Below are 14,314 nucleotides of genomic sequence, written 5' to 3' on the forward strand. Positions count from 1 at the left end.
CTGTTCGGCATGACCGGTGCCGCGACCCCCGCTTTAGCCCTCCCGCATCCCAAGGACCGTCACCCCATGTTCGGTGACGCGCAAGCGATCGATCCGGCGCGTCCCACGCAGAGCGAGTACGAGCTCGCACGAGAACTCGGTCCGATCTACGAGTTGATGTTCGGCGCCGACTACCGGCTGATCGTGGTGACCGGAACCGATCTCGCGCAAGAGATCTGGGACGAGACGCGGTTCGAGAAGCATGTCGCCGCACCGCTCGAGCGGCTGCGCGACGTGACCGGCGACGGGCTGTTCATGGCCTACAGCGACGAGCCGGTCTGGGGCATCGCCCATCGAGTCCTTACTCCCGGCTTCGTCAAGTCCGCGATGGCCGTCTACCACGACGGTATGACCGCGGCTATCGAAGCGATGTTCGAATACTGGGGAGACGCTCAGGAACGGCCTCGGGTCAACCTCACTCAGGATCTCAACAGCCTCACCTTCGAGCTGATCGGCCGTGCCGGTTTCTCGACCTCGTTCTCCGCATTCGCCCACGGCGCGGACACCGACCTACACCCATTCCTGACGCAGCTCAACAGGGCCATGTGGTGGATCTCCACGGTATCGAACTCCACGCCGATGGCCCGGGTGCGGCTCGAACGCCAGCACGGCCAGCAGTACAAGGACGACCTTGTGGCCCTGCACGAGTATGGCCTCGAACTCGCCCGCCAACGTGCGGTCGAGCCCCGTCAGGGGTCGAAAGACTTGCTCGACTTGATGCTCACCACTGTTGACCCGGACTCCGGCGAGAAGCTACCCGACGAGAACATCGCCTACCAGATCGTGTCTTTCCTACTCGCTGGCCAAGAGACCACTGCGGGAACACTCGGGTTCGCCTTGCACTACCTGATGCAGCAGCCGGAGATCGCGGAGCGGGTACGCGCGGAAGTGCGGGAGGTCTGTGGGGACTCGCCGATCACCTACGGGCATGTTGCGAAGCTGCGCTACACACGCTGTGTCATCGATGAGACGCTGCGCCTGTGGCCCAGTGCTCCCGGCTACTTCCGTGCCCCCCGCGTCGACACCGAGCTCGGCGGGCGTTGGCCGGTTCGCCAGGGCGACCCGATCTTCGTGCTTACTCTCGGGTTGCACCGCAACGACGACTGGGCCGATCCGTTGACATTCGACCCGGACCGGTTTCTGCCTGGCCGCGACAAAGGCCCCTACCGGCCATTCGGTGTCGGTCCGCGAGCATGTATCGGCCGCCAGTTCGCGCTGCACGAAGCGGTACTCACCCTCGCTTTGGCGACCCGGCGATACAACTTCATTCCCGACCCCGACTACACCCTGACCGTGCACGAGCAATTGACACTCAAACCCGAAAATCTGCACGCCACACTGGAATATCGCAACAGCTGATCACGGGATTGGTACAGATCGGGGAGGTTCGCCGCAGGTGGACGAGGGGCGAGTACACGACATTCTGGACAGCATCCCGCTGACACCGCCGTGGACTGTCCGGGAACTCATCGAGTGGCTGTCCGATCGAGTGGGCAAGACGATCGTGCTTGATCCGTGGCGCAGGCACGTCCCGGCAGCGTCACGATGCGGGGCGTTGTGGGTTCTGGACGACCAGATGATCATCAAGTTCGACTCGAACAGGTCGGCACGGGGGCAGCGGCAGGAGATCATGCACGAAGTTGGCCACGTGCTGCTGGATCACCGCGGCAGCAGCGCCTACGAGGTGTCCGAATCGTTGCTGACCGAAGGGCTGGATCCGGCTTGGGTCCGAGAGATCATGCTGCGCAGCAGTTTCGACACAGACGCGGAGGCCGCAGCAGAGTGGTTGGGAACGCACCTGGCTGGTTTGAGCCGTGGACGGCCCGATGATGTCGACGGCGCGGCACATCGCGCGGCGTCGCTGTTCGAGCTGATGCGGCGGTGAACGTGGCGCCGAGCCCGTTGCTCGCCACAGTGGCAACCTCATCGATGCCAGAAGCTGCGGGGGCGACGCTGATGGCGTGGATCGCGGCCGCGCTGGTACTGCGAATGACGCTGCTGCTGGAGCGAAGTCGATTGGATTGGGCAGTCGCGGCACTGGTCTCGGCCATGTTGGCCACGGCTGTTTTGCGGGACCGGGTAGTGCAATCCGTGCTCACGCCGTGGCTCCCACTGGCCGACATCCGGCTGGCGACGCACATCGCCGCTCTGGCCATGGCGGGGGCAATGCTGTGGCTCGGCCTGCTATGGCGAGTTCAGAAGCCAGTGTCGTGGCACACGGCGGCGTGGATCACCACCGTGGTCGCTGTGCTCGGCATGACGCTGGCGTGGCTGTCGGTGCCGGCCCGGACCGCGAACATCGCGATCGAGGAGTTACACGACTGGCGGACGCCCATGTACATGATAGTGTACAGCCTGCCCACTCCGCTGGCGGAGATTCCGATTCTGATCACATATCTGAGCCTGGTGCGGCGATGGCGCCAGAGCCGGCCGCGGGCCGTGTTCGGAGGCACTGCGACGGTGTGCACAGCCTTGAGTGTGTTCGACAGCTGTAGCCGAATGCTGTCGGCGTGGCTCTTGTTCGCGGGCGTGCACAACGAGTTCACCGCATACCGCGCCATCATCAACGATTGGCTGTTTTTGGTGCCGGTCGCTGGATTCATGCTGTTGACCATCCCGTCCATCGTGGCCTCTGCCAATATCCGCCTGCGGCGCGATCGAGCGACCCGGAACATCCGGATTTTATCCCCGATGTGGGAGGACATGATGGCGGCCCGCCCGGCAACCCGATTGCATGTACAGGTTCGCAATTCGCTACCGCAAGTGACCGAGCATCGGATGCGGATCGAAATCGAGGACGTGACGATTTCCGCTGCTCCCTGGCTCGCCGGCCTCGGCGAAAAGCCGACGCCCGCACAGGTATGCGCGGCGTTACGGTCTGCGTTGCTCGATGGCGCCCCCGATTGCGGCGACACTCACGCGAAGGCCCTCGACTGGATCGGCGACGAGCAATTCATTCTCGCTGTGGCACGCGAGTGGACGCTCACCGGACGCGCAGGGGCAGCGCCGCGATATCCGCGATCAGCTCCTCCATCATCTCGTGTGTCATCGCCCCTGGGGCACGGGCGGCGAGGTGCTTCAGCCCGCGATCACGCGCGAGAGTCCACAGTCTGAGCCGTTGATCTATGTCCACGTCCTCGTCCAGGACCGGTGTCAGATAGGCGGGGTCCGGACACCGGCACAGTGCACACAGCTCCGCGGCGAGATCTTCGGGGATTGCGGTGATCGAACCGTCGCGCAGCGAAGCGATGAATGCCGATGTGACAGAGCGGCCCAATCGTTCGGTCAGTGCGGCGGCGATTTGTGCGGTGGTCATCGCGGGCTCGCCGTACCGGTGCGAGTACTCGAGCAACCGGTCGATCTTGGCCGGCAACGGCAGTGGCATTCGAATCATCCTCAATCGGCAGGGTGGTTGGCGAGCATGCGTTGTACGGCGGACCAGCGTGCGGCGAACCGCGAGACCTGCTCGTCGCAGATGGTGTCCGGAGCGCGGTCGAGTAGCCATCGCATGTACAGCAGCTCCTCCTGGTCCTGCGGGTTCGGGGCTTGGGGAGTTCGACGCCAGTAATGGCCCAGCAGCATTTCGATCATCGACGCGGTGAGGCTGCCCGCCACTCGCATCCGTTCGATTTCGGCGATGGTCCAGGCGCGCAGAATCCGGTCCGCGACCGCGTCCAACCCCGCGGACACCACCGCCAGCCGCTCATCATCGGCTGCCATCGCCTCGAGGTGCTTCGCGAGGCCGACCACCTCGTCGATGACTCCGGGCGGAAACGCCACATACTGAATGTTGGGTGTGGGGGTCGACGATTCGGGTTGGTTGATTCCGTTGGCCGACAACGGCATCGGCGTGGTGCCGGTGTCGTAGGCGGCGGCCGCGCCGCCCGGTTGCCAGCGCAGGGCCTGGTCGAGTTTGGCGAAGGTCTCCAAGTGCAGCTTGCCCGCCGTACCGGACTCGATCTTGCCGAGGGTGACCAAGCCGGGGCCGCCTGCGTCGCGCACTTGCTGCGACGTGAGCCCCAGCTCGCGTCGTCGGGCGGTGACCAGGTGTCCGAAACGCTCCACATCTGTTGTCGTCATCGCCCTCAACTCTGTCGTCTCATCGCCTCGAGCCTATGCACAAACAACTCCAAAACAGTAGCAATACCTACACCTTTGTTGATGCTACCTGACCTGGCCGCGTCATCTGAAGGGCTTCTGCGGAGTTTGTGTTGAAAGTGTGTAGAAGATGTTCATATTGTGTAGATCTCATGTCCGGTGACTATGGACTCTTTGCTGGAATTATGTAGCCTTAGTGTGTGAGATGCGGTGGCAGACTAGACATGGGCCGTGCGGAACCCGCCGGACCCCACGCGCAGGTTCGACGTGCCGAGCATGTCCCGATCGAATCGCAGTCTTTCGTACGGGCCGGGAGCGTCTTTCATGCCTGAGAAGTTGCGACTCGACGGCGGTGGCGCCGCGCCAGAACTCCGACTGGTCCGCGATCCGAAGCCGAGCGCCGCGACCGGCGATGGTGCGGATTCCGTTGGGCTGGAACCGATGTCCGCCGTGGTGCTGATCAGTGCTCTGCTGCCCGCCGACTCGCCGCGACTCGATGGCGTCGACAGCGAACACGTGCGGGTCCTGGCTGAGACGAGGGCTGCGCTACCGCCGATTCTGGTGCATCGCGAAACCATGCGAGTGATCGACGGGATGCACCGGCTCCGCGCCGCACGGTTTCGCGGCCACGAAACCATCGAGGTGCAGTTCTTCGATGGTGGCCAGGAGGACGCGTTCGTCCGAGCGGTCGAGGCCAACACGGCACATGGACTGCCGCTGACGCTGGCCGATCGGCGAGCGGCCGCGGGTCGCATCCTCGCCGCGCACCCCGAGTGGTCGAATCGGTTCGTGGCCAAGGTAACCGGGCTGGCCGACACCACCGTTGGCGCGATTCGCCTCCGTCCAACCGCTGGATTACCGCAGTTGGACGCCAGAGTGGGTAGCGACGGGCGAACCCGCCCGCTCGACAGCGCCGAGGGACGGCGCAGAGCCTGCGACATCATCACCGACCGACCCGACGCCTCGCTCCGTGAGATCGCCAGGGCGGCAGGCATTTCGCCGGAAACCGCGCGGGATGTGCGCGAGCGGATTCGCCGTGGCGACGACCCGGTGCCGGCCAAGGCTCGCGTTCCGCGACCGAAATCCGAGCAGTGCAAATGCGCCGGCCAACCCGGCCCCGCGACAACGGATCTGCACACCGCCTTGCACAGCCTCCGCAGAGACCCGTCCGTGCGATTCTCCGGCGCGGGACGATCGCTGCTGCAGTGGCTCGGCGTGTATCAAATCAACCCGGAAAACTCGACGGACTTCCTTCGAGCGATCCCACCGCACTGCGCGGCCACCGTTGCTGAATTGGCTCGTGGCTGCGCGGAAAAGTGGAATCAGATCGCCGACGAACTCGACAAGCAGCCGTGAGCAGTGTTCCTGAGCGGTACGCCGAGCTCCACAAGGAGGGGAGAGCTCGGCGTACCGCTCGGGTACATTGCGAGCCGAAGTTGCTGGGGCGCAACGTTACTCCAGGCCGAGCATGCGGCCGTAGATTCTGGCTGCTCGGGCGGAGGTTTCCTCACGGTTCGCGGGGGGATCGACGGCGGGGGTCTCTTCGAGGGACCGCTTGGCCTCGTTGATGATTCCGACCGCGGTCGTGTCGAGCGCGTGTGCGATTGCTTCGAGTCGGCCGACGTCGGGCAGCGTCTCGCCCTTCTCGATTCGGTCGTAGGTCGCGCGGGGGAGGTCGGCGGTCGTGTACACCTGTTCCCTGGTCAGCTCGCGTTTGCGGCGGCGGTCCCGGATGGCGCGGGCTACGGCCGCGTTGAGCCGCTCGCGCGCTGTCGCGTCCAACGCGTCCTCTCTCGCCACCTGATCAGCGTATCGGTGGGGGCCGCGATCTACTGTGCGGCAGTAGTTTTCTTACGCTAACGGCCTGGAACTGGGTAGATCAGGTGTTGTGGTACTCAAAAGTGAGTACTAGTGTCGCCATCGGGACTTTGTGGGTGGGGAATCGATTCGAAGCATCTGCCGCACGGAGGTCTACCGGGGGCGGGCCGCGCACGCGCGGGGAGACGATTGCGGGATGTGAAAGTGGATCACACGGGTCGAATCAGGCAGGTCGACACTGCGGGTGGGCGATCGGATACTCGCGGTATTGCACTGCGGCCGAACGCTATTCGGGCGCTTGCGAGGCGGGTGAGATCGCGACGATGACCGATCTGGGAATCCTGCTCGCATTGCGTCGTGAGACGTCGGAGGTCGAGTATTGGCGTCGTCAGCTCGCCGCCGATCACCCCCGCGCCATGTGCACCCTCGGCATCCTGCACGCCGAGCGCGGTGCGACCGCGGAGGCCGAAAACTGGTTCCGCAGAGCGGCGAACGCCAATGACTCCTGGGCGATGAACATCCTCGGCCTCTTGCTTGCCGAGCGCGGTGCGACCCGGAGCGCCGAGTACTGGTTCTGTGCGGCCGCCGCCACCGGCCACCCATACGCGACGGTCAACCTGGGCATCATGCGCGCCGGACGATTCGAGAAACACGATGCCGAATTCTGGTACCGGCAAATCGCTTACGCCGGGCACCTCGAGGCGATGACCAACATGGCCATCATTCATGTCGCACGCGGTGAGGCCGACGACGCCGAATCTTGGTTCCGCTGGGCGGCCGACGGAAATCACCCTCCCGCGATGAACGGCCTGAGCACGTTGCTTGCCGAACGTGGGGAAAGAGACGAGGCCGAATACTGGCGTGGGCGGGCCGCGGATAGTCCTGGCAGCTGACTCAACGTCTGTTGGACGGCAACGTCTGAGTCAGCTTGCGCAGCAAGTCGGTCAGGGCCAACTGGGGTTGTGTCTGGCAGAGTATTGTGCGGTACCAATGTTTTCGGACCCGGGGGTGGTTAGAGACATGCGTTGCAATGGAATTGGTTTGACTGGGGGCGCCTGCTCGGTGGCCGGGATTCTGGGTCGCGATGATTGGTATCGGGATCCGATGTGGGGCGTGGCTTTTCGGCTGACGCCGTTGGAGCGGGAGTTGCTGCGGACCTGGGAGGTACGGCGGCTGCAGTTCATCGCGCATGCCGGTGCCGCGGTGATGACGACGCATCAGACCTACACCCGGCTCGAGCACAGTCTCGGATTGCTCAGTCTGGCGGTGCATTTCGCGCCGGACGATCTGGTGGGGCGGGTGGCCGCGTTGCTGCACGACATCGGGCATCTGCCGTTCAGCCACACCTTCGAAGGTGTGGCCGGTTTGAATCATCATGAACTGGGTCGGCAGCGGATCCGTGGGCTGGCGCCGCTGCTGGCCGAGCACGACATGGATGTGGACGCTGTGCTCCGGGTGGAGGAGCCGAGCAGCGTGTCAGTCCTGTGCGGGCTGCCGGGAGCGCTCAAGCTTGATCATCTCGAGTCGTTCGTGCGCAGCGGTCGCGCGCACGCTCGATTGTCCGAACCGCCGCCGGAGACATTGGCGAAGCTGCGGCTGGTCGACGGCGCGGTGCACGCCGATCGATTCACCGCTCGCTATCTGGCCGAACTGGCGCACGGCGAAGCGCGATATCTGTGCAGCTGGGAGAACGCGCTGGCGAACGGCGCCATGCGCGGGTTGGTCGGTGTCCTGCTCGCGGATGGCGAACGCGCACCCGACATCACGTCGATGACCGATGACGAGTTGTGGGCGCTGCTGCTCACCGACCTGCGAACGTCCGAACTGGCCCGGCACCTGCGCCGCGACCCGTTGAGCTGGAAGCTGCTGGCCGACGGCCACCCGGACGCCTCGCTCGGCTGGACCTACCAGCTGGAACGCCTCTACCTGGACACCGCCTGCGTGGATGGGGTGCCGCTCGGATTCCGGAAGGAGCAACTGGCGGAACTTCCCGAGCTACCGTGGCGCCGCATCGTCGTCCCGCCGGTCTACCTCGACCTCTAGGAACCGTTGAAACGCAACAGGTCCCAGGATCGCCCCCGACGCGATCGCAGCCGCCGCCGTACCCTCGAACGCAGTTACCGCAGACGAAGGGATCGACGCGATGGCCGAACCGGCTTACGTCACCATCGCGGACGACTACGCACGACGGATCCACAACGGGACCCTCCCCGGCGACGCTCAGCTACCCAGCCACGCTGAGCTGTCCGAGCGGCACGGCGTATCGCGTTCCGTGATCCGACAGGCAATCCAACTGCTGAGCAATCAGCAACTCGTGCGAACCGTCCCGCGCCGCGGCACCTTCGTCGTCGGTCAGTCGCCGGTGAGCCCGCCCGACCCCCTCCAACTGGACGACGACGTCGACGAGATCCGCTCCGTGGCGCACCCCATCCGCCGCGCCCAGCTCGCCGCCAACCTCATCACCCACTACCAACTCCGCATCGCCGAACTCTCCGGCATCCGCCAGACCGCCATCGAAGACGCCCACGACCACGGCATGAGCATCGCCGACATCGGCGAACGACTCGGCCTGAGCAACGGACACATCGGCTAGGTGCTCGTGGCACAGACGGCGCACCAGCGAGCATGTGATGCGGGATCTGCTCGAGGACGGCTGCCCGGACTCGTAGCAGCCGCTTGGCAGCAGTCGAGGAGCGCGCACAGCGGACTGCATTGAGTTAGCTGGAATATTGCTGGAGTAGATTTCAGCAAGCGTGAACTGTGTCACTGAATCGAGATGTCAAGAGTCGTCCGCGTCAATATCCCGTAAGAAGAATCCGCGGCGGATTAGTAGTCTCAAGGCTTCTAACTGCGAGGATGTGTAAACTGCCGAACTTGTTTGTTGACTCGCCCATGTGCTGAATCGAGCCTTGGTGCATGAACAGAAACGCCAGCTGCGCAGCATTAGCTGCGATCTACATATCGACCATCGTGTGTTCAGTGTTCGCTACGGGTGAGGCCTCGGCCGACCCACCTCCCGCCGGCTGCGCCTCCGATTACGCGGTGCCCAATCAGCTCACGATCACGTGTGAGCCAGGGGCAGGCGTCGGGCAACACGCGTACATCCGTTGCCGCGATATCGGCGGCGTCATGCACACCCGGATCGGGACCACCGTAGGAGCCAGTGGCGGGTGGTCACGAGCGGTATGCGCGACCGGCGAAAGCGGACCGGTCTGACCCACCCGAATCGTCGTCGTTCGGAGAGCTCTGCGCGAGCTCAGCATTCCCAGCCGAATCCGGCTGTGTATTCGCTGCATCACTGTTCGATCGAAAGGTTCCCCCATGTCTGTAGCCAACGAACGTTCTCGAACAACCAAGAGCGCCGCGAAGCATCGCAAGGTAGTCAAACGCAATCGCAAGGGCCTCTACGCGGCGGCCGCGTTCGCATCGCTGGCCACTGCCATGGTGTCGACCGGCGAGGCGTCGGCCGAAGCACCCGCATTCCCGTCGATCCCGGCGAACCCCGGTGAGCTCATCCCCGGCTTGAACTCGACCGTGCCCGGTCTCGGTGACGCGGTCAACGGTGCGGTCACGGAATTCGGCGGAGCTGTCCCGGACATCGCCGCGGCCGTCCCTGAACTCGGCGACGTCGCAACGAACCTCGGCCCGGCCGGACAGAACATGGTCGACCAGGCACTGAACGCCCTGGACAACGTAACCGCCGGGACCCCGGCCGAAGGCGCGGGCGAGATGATCCGCGGCTTCACGACGCCACCCGCCACACCCGCAGACCAGTCTCGGCCCGCCGGCGCGCCCCTCGCCGCCGCGGTGCCCGGCGCCACCGCCGCTGCGGGTCCGATCGGCTTCGTGCCGTCCTCGGTCACCGAGATCGCCGCCGTCGCCGAGCAGGTCATCAGCACCGGCGTCGATCTGCGGCAACTGGCCGGGTGGGCCGACAAGACCTTCCCGAGTGGACCGCTGCGTCAGCCCGTCGAGGATCTGCTCTCGTTTGTCAATCAAGCGATCGAGCAGGCGGGCGCCCGCCGCGACCCGATCGCTTCGCCCGTCGAGGACCTGATCAGCCAGGCACGCACGCTGTTCGACTTCCCCAAGGACATCGCCGATCCGGCCCAAGCACTGCGTGATCTGCTGACTCCGATGCTCGGCCAGACCGTAGGTGACGGAGATCCGTTGCAGGGCTTGGCCGAAGGCATCCGGCAGTTGATCGCGGACCCGGCAGCCTCGTTGCACGCCGGCCTCGCGCCGGTGCTGACCGAGATCCGCAGCATGCTGAACAACGACGGGTTGTTCAGCACTCGGCATGCCGCCCTGCCGCTGCTGGCGCTACCCGTGATCGCCGCCGTGGTGATCGCGGGCATCGTCGGCGCCTTGGCCATTGGCGCCATCGCCCTGCTGGCCGCGCCCGTGATCATCGCGGCCCTGGTGGTCGGAGCCATCGTGCTGGTTGCGATCGCGGTGCCCGTGCTCATTGTCGTCGGCATCGTGCTGGCTGTCGTTGCACTGCCGGTCCTGGTGGTGCTCGGCGGTATCGCGCTGGCCGCCGTCGCGTTGCCCGCGCTGGCCGTACTCGGCCTGGTCGGATTGGGCCTCGCCGGGACGGTGACCCTGGCCGCGCTGGCACTTGCCGGTGTGGCGACGGTCGCGGTGCTCTCCTTCGCGGCACTGGTTGTCGTGCTGGTGCTTGGCTGGACCGGGTTGCCCGCCTTGATCGCGCTTGCCGCGATCGGTCTGGTCGGCGTGATCACGCTCGGCGCGTTGGTCTTTGCCGCGGTCACCGCGCTGACGGTGTTCGCCGTGGTGGAGACGATCGCGCTGGCCGCGCTCGCCCTCGCCGCGTTGATCGTGATCGCCGCGGTGACGTTCACCGCGCTGGCGGCACTCTTCGCGCTGGGGTTGCCGACGGTCATTGCGCTTGCCGCCATCGCATTCGGTGTCGCGGTCGTGGTCGGCGTCCTTGCCCTTGCCGCAGCGATCGTGTTCTTGGCGCTCGGCTGGACGGGATTGCCCGCCCTGATCGTGATCGGCATCATCGCGGTGGTTGCGGCGATCGTGGTCGCCGCGGGTGCGGTGGCGTCAGTGGTGGTGATCGCCGCGTTCGCGACCGTGCTGCTGGCCACGCTCGCGAGCCTCGCCGTCGGTGGCGCGGTCACGCTCGCGGCGCTGGCCTTCGCCGCGCTGGTCGTGATCGCCGTGTTCGGCGGCCCCGCGCTGCTCGCGTTCGGCGCCTTCGCCGCGGTCGTCACCTTGGCCGCAGTGGCGGGCCTGATCGCGCTCGGTGTACTTGCCGCGCCGTTTGTGCTCGGCGCACTGGCGATCGCGGCGGTGATCGGGCTCGGGGTGCTTGCTGTACTTGCTGCTCCGTTTGTGCTCGGTGCGTTGGCGATTGCGGCGGTGGTCGCGCTTGCTGTGCTCGCATTGCCGGTGCTGGCCCTGGTTGCCGCCGGGGTTGTGGGTGCGCTGGTGCTTGCCGTGATTGCGGCGCCGTTTGTGCTCGGCGCGCTGGCAATCGCGGCGGTGATCGCGCTCGGCGTGCTTGCGGCGATTGCTGCGCCGTTTGTGCTTGGTGCGTTGGCGATTGCGGCGGTGATCGGGCTTGCAGTGCTTGCTGCGCCGTTTGTGCTCGGCGCGTTGGCGATCGCGGCAGTCGTCGCACTTGTTGTGCTGGCGGTGCCTGCGCTGATCGTGTTGGGCGCGTTGGCTCTTGGTGCTGTTATCGGGACCGGTGCGCTGCTCGCCACGGGTGCGGCCATTCTGACCGCGTTGGCCATCGGCGCAGCCGTACTGGCGATCGCGGCGGCGCCTGTCCTGCTCGGACTCGGTGCCGTTGCACTGGCGGTGCTGGCCGGCACCGCGGCGGTTGTGCTCGGTGCGCTCGGGCTGGGACTGGCCGGTGTGGTGACTCTCGGTGCGCTGGCCCTGGCCGGTGTGGTGACCACGCTGGTGCTCGCGTTCGCCGCGCTGGCGGTGGTCGTGCTGCTCGGCTGGACCGGCATACCGGCGTTGATCGCGCTCGCCGCCATCGGTGTTGTCGGCGCGATTGTCCTCGGTGCGCTTGCCCTCGCCGCGGTCATCGCACTGACCGTGTTCGGCGTTGCCAGTGCGATCGGTCTGGCCGCGCTGGCTCTGGCCGCGGTTGTCACGGTCCTCGCGGCGACCCTCGCGGGACTGGCTACGCTCGGCGCGCTCGCGCTGGGCACGGTTGTCGCGCTTGGTGTGCTGGCCTTCGCCGCAGTGGCGGTGGTGGTGCTCGCGGGCTGGACCGGATTGCCCGCGCTACTCGCGCTCGGTGCGATCGCAGTCGTCGCAGTGGCTGTGGTGGCCGCCGCGCTGACCGCTACCGCCGTTGTGGTCGCCGGTCTCACGGTCGGCACGTTGATTGTGCTGGCCGGCCTGGCATTCGCCGCCTTGGTAGTTACCGCGGTGCTCGGCTCGCCCGTGCTTGCCGCGCTGGCCGGTCTGGCCGTCGCGGTGGCAATCGCCGCTCTCGCAGCACCGTTCGTGCTCGGCGCTCTCGCCATTGCCGCACTGGCCTTGCCCGTGCTCGGCGCGGTGGCGCTCGGCGCGCTGCTCGTCGCGGGAGCGGTTGCGCTCGCTGTGCTCGCCGCTCCGTTTGTGCTCGGTGCACTTGCCGTCGCCGCGCTGGCGCTGCCCGTGCTGGCGGTGGCACTCGGCGCGCTGGCTCTGGTGGTCGCGCCGTTCGTGCTCGGTGCGCTGCTGGTCGCAGGAGTGGTCGCGCTGGCTGTGCTCGCGGCACCGTTTGTGCTCGGTGCGCTGGCGCTGGCGGTGCTTGCCGCCCCATTCATCCTGGGTGCTATCGCATTGGCGTTGCCCGTGCTGATTGCGTTGGGCGCGTTGGCTCTTGGTGCAGTCGCGACGGTCGGTGCCTTGCTTGCCGCGGGTGCGGTCGCTCTCACGGTGCTGGCTCTGGTGGCCGCTCCGGTGGTGCTGGCTGTACTCGCACTGGGGGCCGTGCTCGCGCTGGGTGCGCTGCTGACGGTCGGTGCGATCGGACTGGCGGCACTGGCACTTCCGCTGCTGATCGGTCTGGCCGTAGTCGCGTTGCCTGCGCTGATCGTCTTCGGCGCACTCGCATTGGGTGCGGTCGCGACAGTCGGTGCGCTGCTGGTGGCCGGTGCTGTCGCTCTCACGGTGTTGGGCATCGCGGCACCGATTGTGTTGACCGCCTTGGCTATCGGCGGCGCCATCGCTCTCGCCGCAATGGGAGTGCCCGTCGCGGTGGTACTCGGCGCACTGATTCTTGGTGCTGTCGTCGCCGCTGCCGTGCTCGGACTGCCCGCGCTCCTCGCGTTCGGTGCGCTGGCTGTCGCCGCGCTGGTCACACTGGGCCTGCCGGTAGCGATTGCATTGGGTGCCTTGGCCTTCGGCGCGGCTGCCGTAGCTTTCGCGCTGGCACTGCCGGGGTTGATCGCGCTCGGTGCGCTCGCCCTGGCCGCGATCGCCACGATCGCCACCGTGGTGGGGGCGCTCGCTCTTGGTGCGGTGATCACGACGGCGGTGCTGCTGACCGTCGGCGCGGTCACGCTGGCGGCGCTCGCCATCGCACCGCTGGTCGTCGGTGCCATCGCCGTCGGCGCGGTTGTCGCGTTGCTCGGCGCGGGGGTGGCAGCCGGTTTGGTTGCCCTGGCACTGGCGGCGTTGCCGCTGCTGGCGCTGGCCGTGGCGGTCGCGGTGGCGGCTTCGGTGGCCGTGGCCGCTGCGGTGGTCACCGCGGTGATCGGGTTGCCGCTCGTCGCCTTCGGAGTGCCTGCGGCACTGGCCGCTCTGCTGACGGTTGCTTTGCTCGCTTCGCTGCTGGCAGTGGCGGTGCCGGTCGGTGTAGCCGCAGCTCTCGGAGCGGCAGCTGTTGCCGGTCTGGTGGCGGCCGCCGGCGGCGCGGCTCTCGTCGGCGCTCCGCTGCTGCTCGCCGCGGCGGCGACGCTGCTGCTGGCCGGTGGCGTACTACCGGTGTTGGTGGTGGTGCTGCTGCTCGCGGTGATCGTTGTGGTGCCGCTGGTCGCGCTGTCCAGCCCGGATGTCAAGTCCTACATCGTTTCCGCGATCCGGGCCTGGCGTGACCAGAACACCCCGCGCGGTGACTCCAACAGCGGGATGACGCCCACCGGAACCCAGTTCCTGGACGACATTCAGGACACCGCGAGCCTCGAAGAGCTCATCGCATCGCTGCAGAAGGCGCTTGCTCCCGCCCGCGCCACCGCTGCCTCGCCCACCGAGGTCCCGCGCGCCGAGATCCCGCTCGTCGGGACCGCCGCGGCCGATGGCCGCATCACGAACACCGACGACCGACGTTTGGTCGCCCTGTCCCTCTGAATCAGCAGGAACAACCGTCCTGCAACGGAAT

Annotated in this window: 10 protein-coding genes; 8 read left to right on the forward strand and 2 right to left on the reverse strand. The window is 66.5% G+C overall.

The window, feature by feature from the left end; genetic code table 11:
• Positions 1 to 9 precede the first annotated feature (9 nt).
• From ACQPW1_RS13565 to ACQPW1_RS13575, 3 genes are all read left to right on the forward strand, one after another.
• Complete coding sequence (locus ACQPW1_RS13565) at positions 10 to 1,398, forward strand: cytochrome P450 (protein ID WP_433663063.1); 1,389 nt, start codon at positions 10 to 12, stop codon at positions 1,396 to 1,398.
• Positions 1,399 to 1,435: 37 nt separating this feature from the next.
• Positions 1,436 to 1,924 carry a hypothetical protein gene (locus ACQPW1_RS13570; RefSeq protein ID WP_433663064.1) on the forward strand — a complete coding sequence of 163 codons (489 nt, stop codon included), beginning with the start codon at positions 1,436 to 1,438 and terminating at the stop codon, positions 1,922 to 1,924.
• Positions 1,925 to 1,995: 71 nt separating this feature from the next.
• Positions 1,996 to 3,153, forward strand: coding sequence for a DUF6545 domain-containing protein (locus ACQPW1_RS13575; RefSeq protein ID WP_433663065.1), 1,158 nt, complete (start codon positions 1,996 to 1,998; stop codon positions 3,151 to 3,153).
• Between the two features lie 282 nt (positions 3,154 to 3,435).
• On the opposite strand, the gene ACQPW1_RS13580 is transcribed toward ACQPW1_RS13575, so the two are convergent.
• Positions 3,436 to 4,119, reverse strand: a complete 684-nt coding sequence (locus tag ACQPW1_RS13580; protein WP_433663066.1) for a hypothetical protein — start codon at positions 4,117 to 4,119, stop codon at positions 3,436 to 3,438.
• Positions 4,120 to 4,461: 342 nt separating this feature from the next.
• On the opposite strand from ACQPW1_RS13580, the gene ACQPW1_RS13585 reads away from it, so the two are divergent.
• A complete protein-coding gene (locus tag ACQPW1_RS13585) occupies positions 4,462 to 5,493 on the forward strand; it encodes a ParB N-terminal domain-containing protein (RefSeq protein WP_433663067.1) in 1,032 nt (343 codons plus the stop codon).
• 96 nt (positions 5,494 to 5,589) lie between these two features.
• Here the strand turns inward: ACQPW1_RS13585 and ACQPW1_RS13590 are convergent, their stop codons facing one another.
• Positions 5,590 to 5,937, reverse strand: coding sequence for a helix-turn-helix domain-containing protein (locus ACQPW1_RS13590; RefSeq protein ID WP_433663068.1), 348 nt, complete (start codon positions 5,935 to 5,937; stop codon positions 5,590 to 5,592).
• Between the two features lie 341 nt (positions 5,938 to 6,278).
• Between ACQPW1_RS13590 and ACQPW1_RS13595 the strand changes: the two genes are divergently transcribed.
• From ACQPW1_RS13595 to ACQPW1_RS13610, 4 genes are all read left to right on the forward strand, one after another.
• Positions 6,279 to 6,848, forward strand: coding sequence for a tetratricopeptide repeat protein (locus ACQPW1_RS13595; RefSeq protein ID WP_433663069.1), 570 nt, complete (start codon positions 6,279 to 6,281; stop codon positions 6,846 to 6,848).
• A 148-nt stretch (positions 6,849 to 6,996) separates the two neighbouring features.
• Positions 6,997 to 7,998 (forward strand): HD domain-containing protein, encoded by a 1,002-nt coding sequence (locus ACQPW1_RS13600; RefSeq protein ID WP_433663070.1) that lies wholly within the window; start codon positions 6,997 to 6,999, stop codon positions 7,996 to 7,998.
• 100 nt (positions 7,999 to 8,098) lie between these two features.
• Positions 8,099 to 8,548: a GntR family transcriptional regulator gene (locus ACQPW1_RS13605; RefSeq protein WP_433663071.1), complete on the forward strand. Its 450-nt coding sequence runs from the start codon at positions 8,099 to 8,101 to the stop codon at positions 8,546 to 8,548.
• Positions 8,549 to 9,276: 728 nt separating this feature from the next.
• A complete protein-coding gene (locus ACQPW1_RS13610; protein ID WP_433663072.1) occupies positions 9,277 to 14,283 on the forward strand; it encodes a hypothetical protein in 5,007 nt (1,668 codons plus the stop codon).
• Positions 14,284 to 14,314 lie beyond the last annotated feature (31 nt).

The organism is Nocardia sp. CA-128927 (assembly GCF_050955855.1).
Taxonomy (GTDB): domain Bacteria; phylum Actinomycetota; class Actinomycetes; order Mycobacteriales; family Mycobacteriaceae; genus Nocardia.

What these genes read in the sequence shown, in the direction of transcription:
- ACQPW1_RS13565 (WP_433663063.1), top strand. Translation starts at nt 10, where the DNA reads ATGACCGGTGCCGCGACCCCCGCTTTAGCCCTCCCGCATCCCAAGGAC.
- ACQPW1_RS13575 (WP_433663065.1), top strand. Translation starts at nt 1,996, where the DNA reads ATGGCGTGGATCGCGGCCGCGCTGGTACTGCGAATGACGCTGCTGCTG.
- ACQPW1_RS13580 (WP_433663066.1), bottom strand. Translation starts at nt 4,119, where the DNA reads ATGACGACAACAGATGTGGAGCGTTTCGGACACCTGGTCACCGCCCGA.
- ACQPW1_RS13585 (WP_433663067.1), top strand. Translation starts at nt 4,462, where the DNA reads ATGCCTGAGAAGTTGCGACTCGACGGCGGTGGCGCCGCGCCAGAACTC.
- ACQPW1_RS13595 (WP_433663069.1), top strand. Translation starts at nt 6,279, where the DNA reads ATGACCGATCTGGGAATCCTGCTCGCATTGCGTCGTGAGACGTCGGAG.
- ACQPW1_RS13605 (WP_433663071.1), top strand. Translation starts at nt 8,099, where the DNA reads ATGGCCGAACCGGCTTACGTCACCATCGCGGACGACTACGCACGACGG.
- ACQPW1_RS13610 (WP_433663072.1), top strand. Translation starts at nt 9,277, where the DNA reads ATGTCTGTAGCCAACGAACGTTCTCGAACAACCAAGAGCGCCGCGAAG.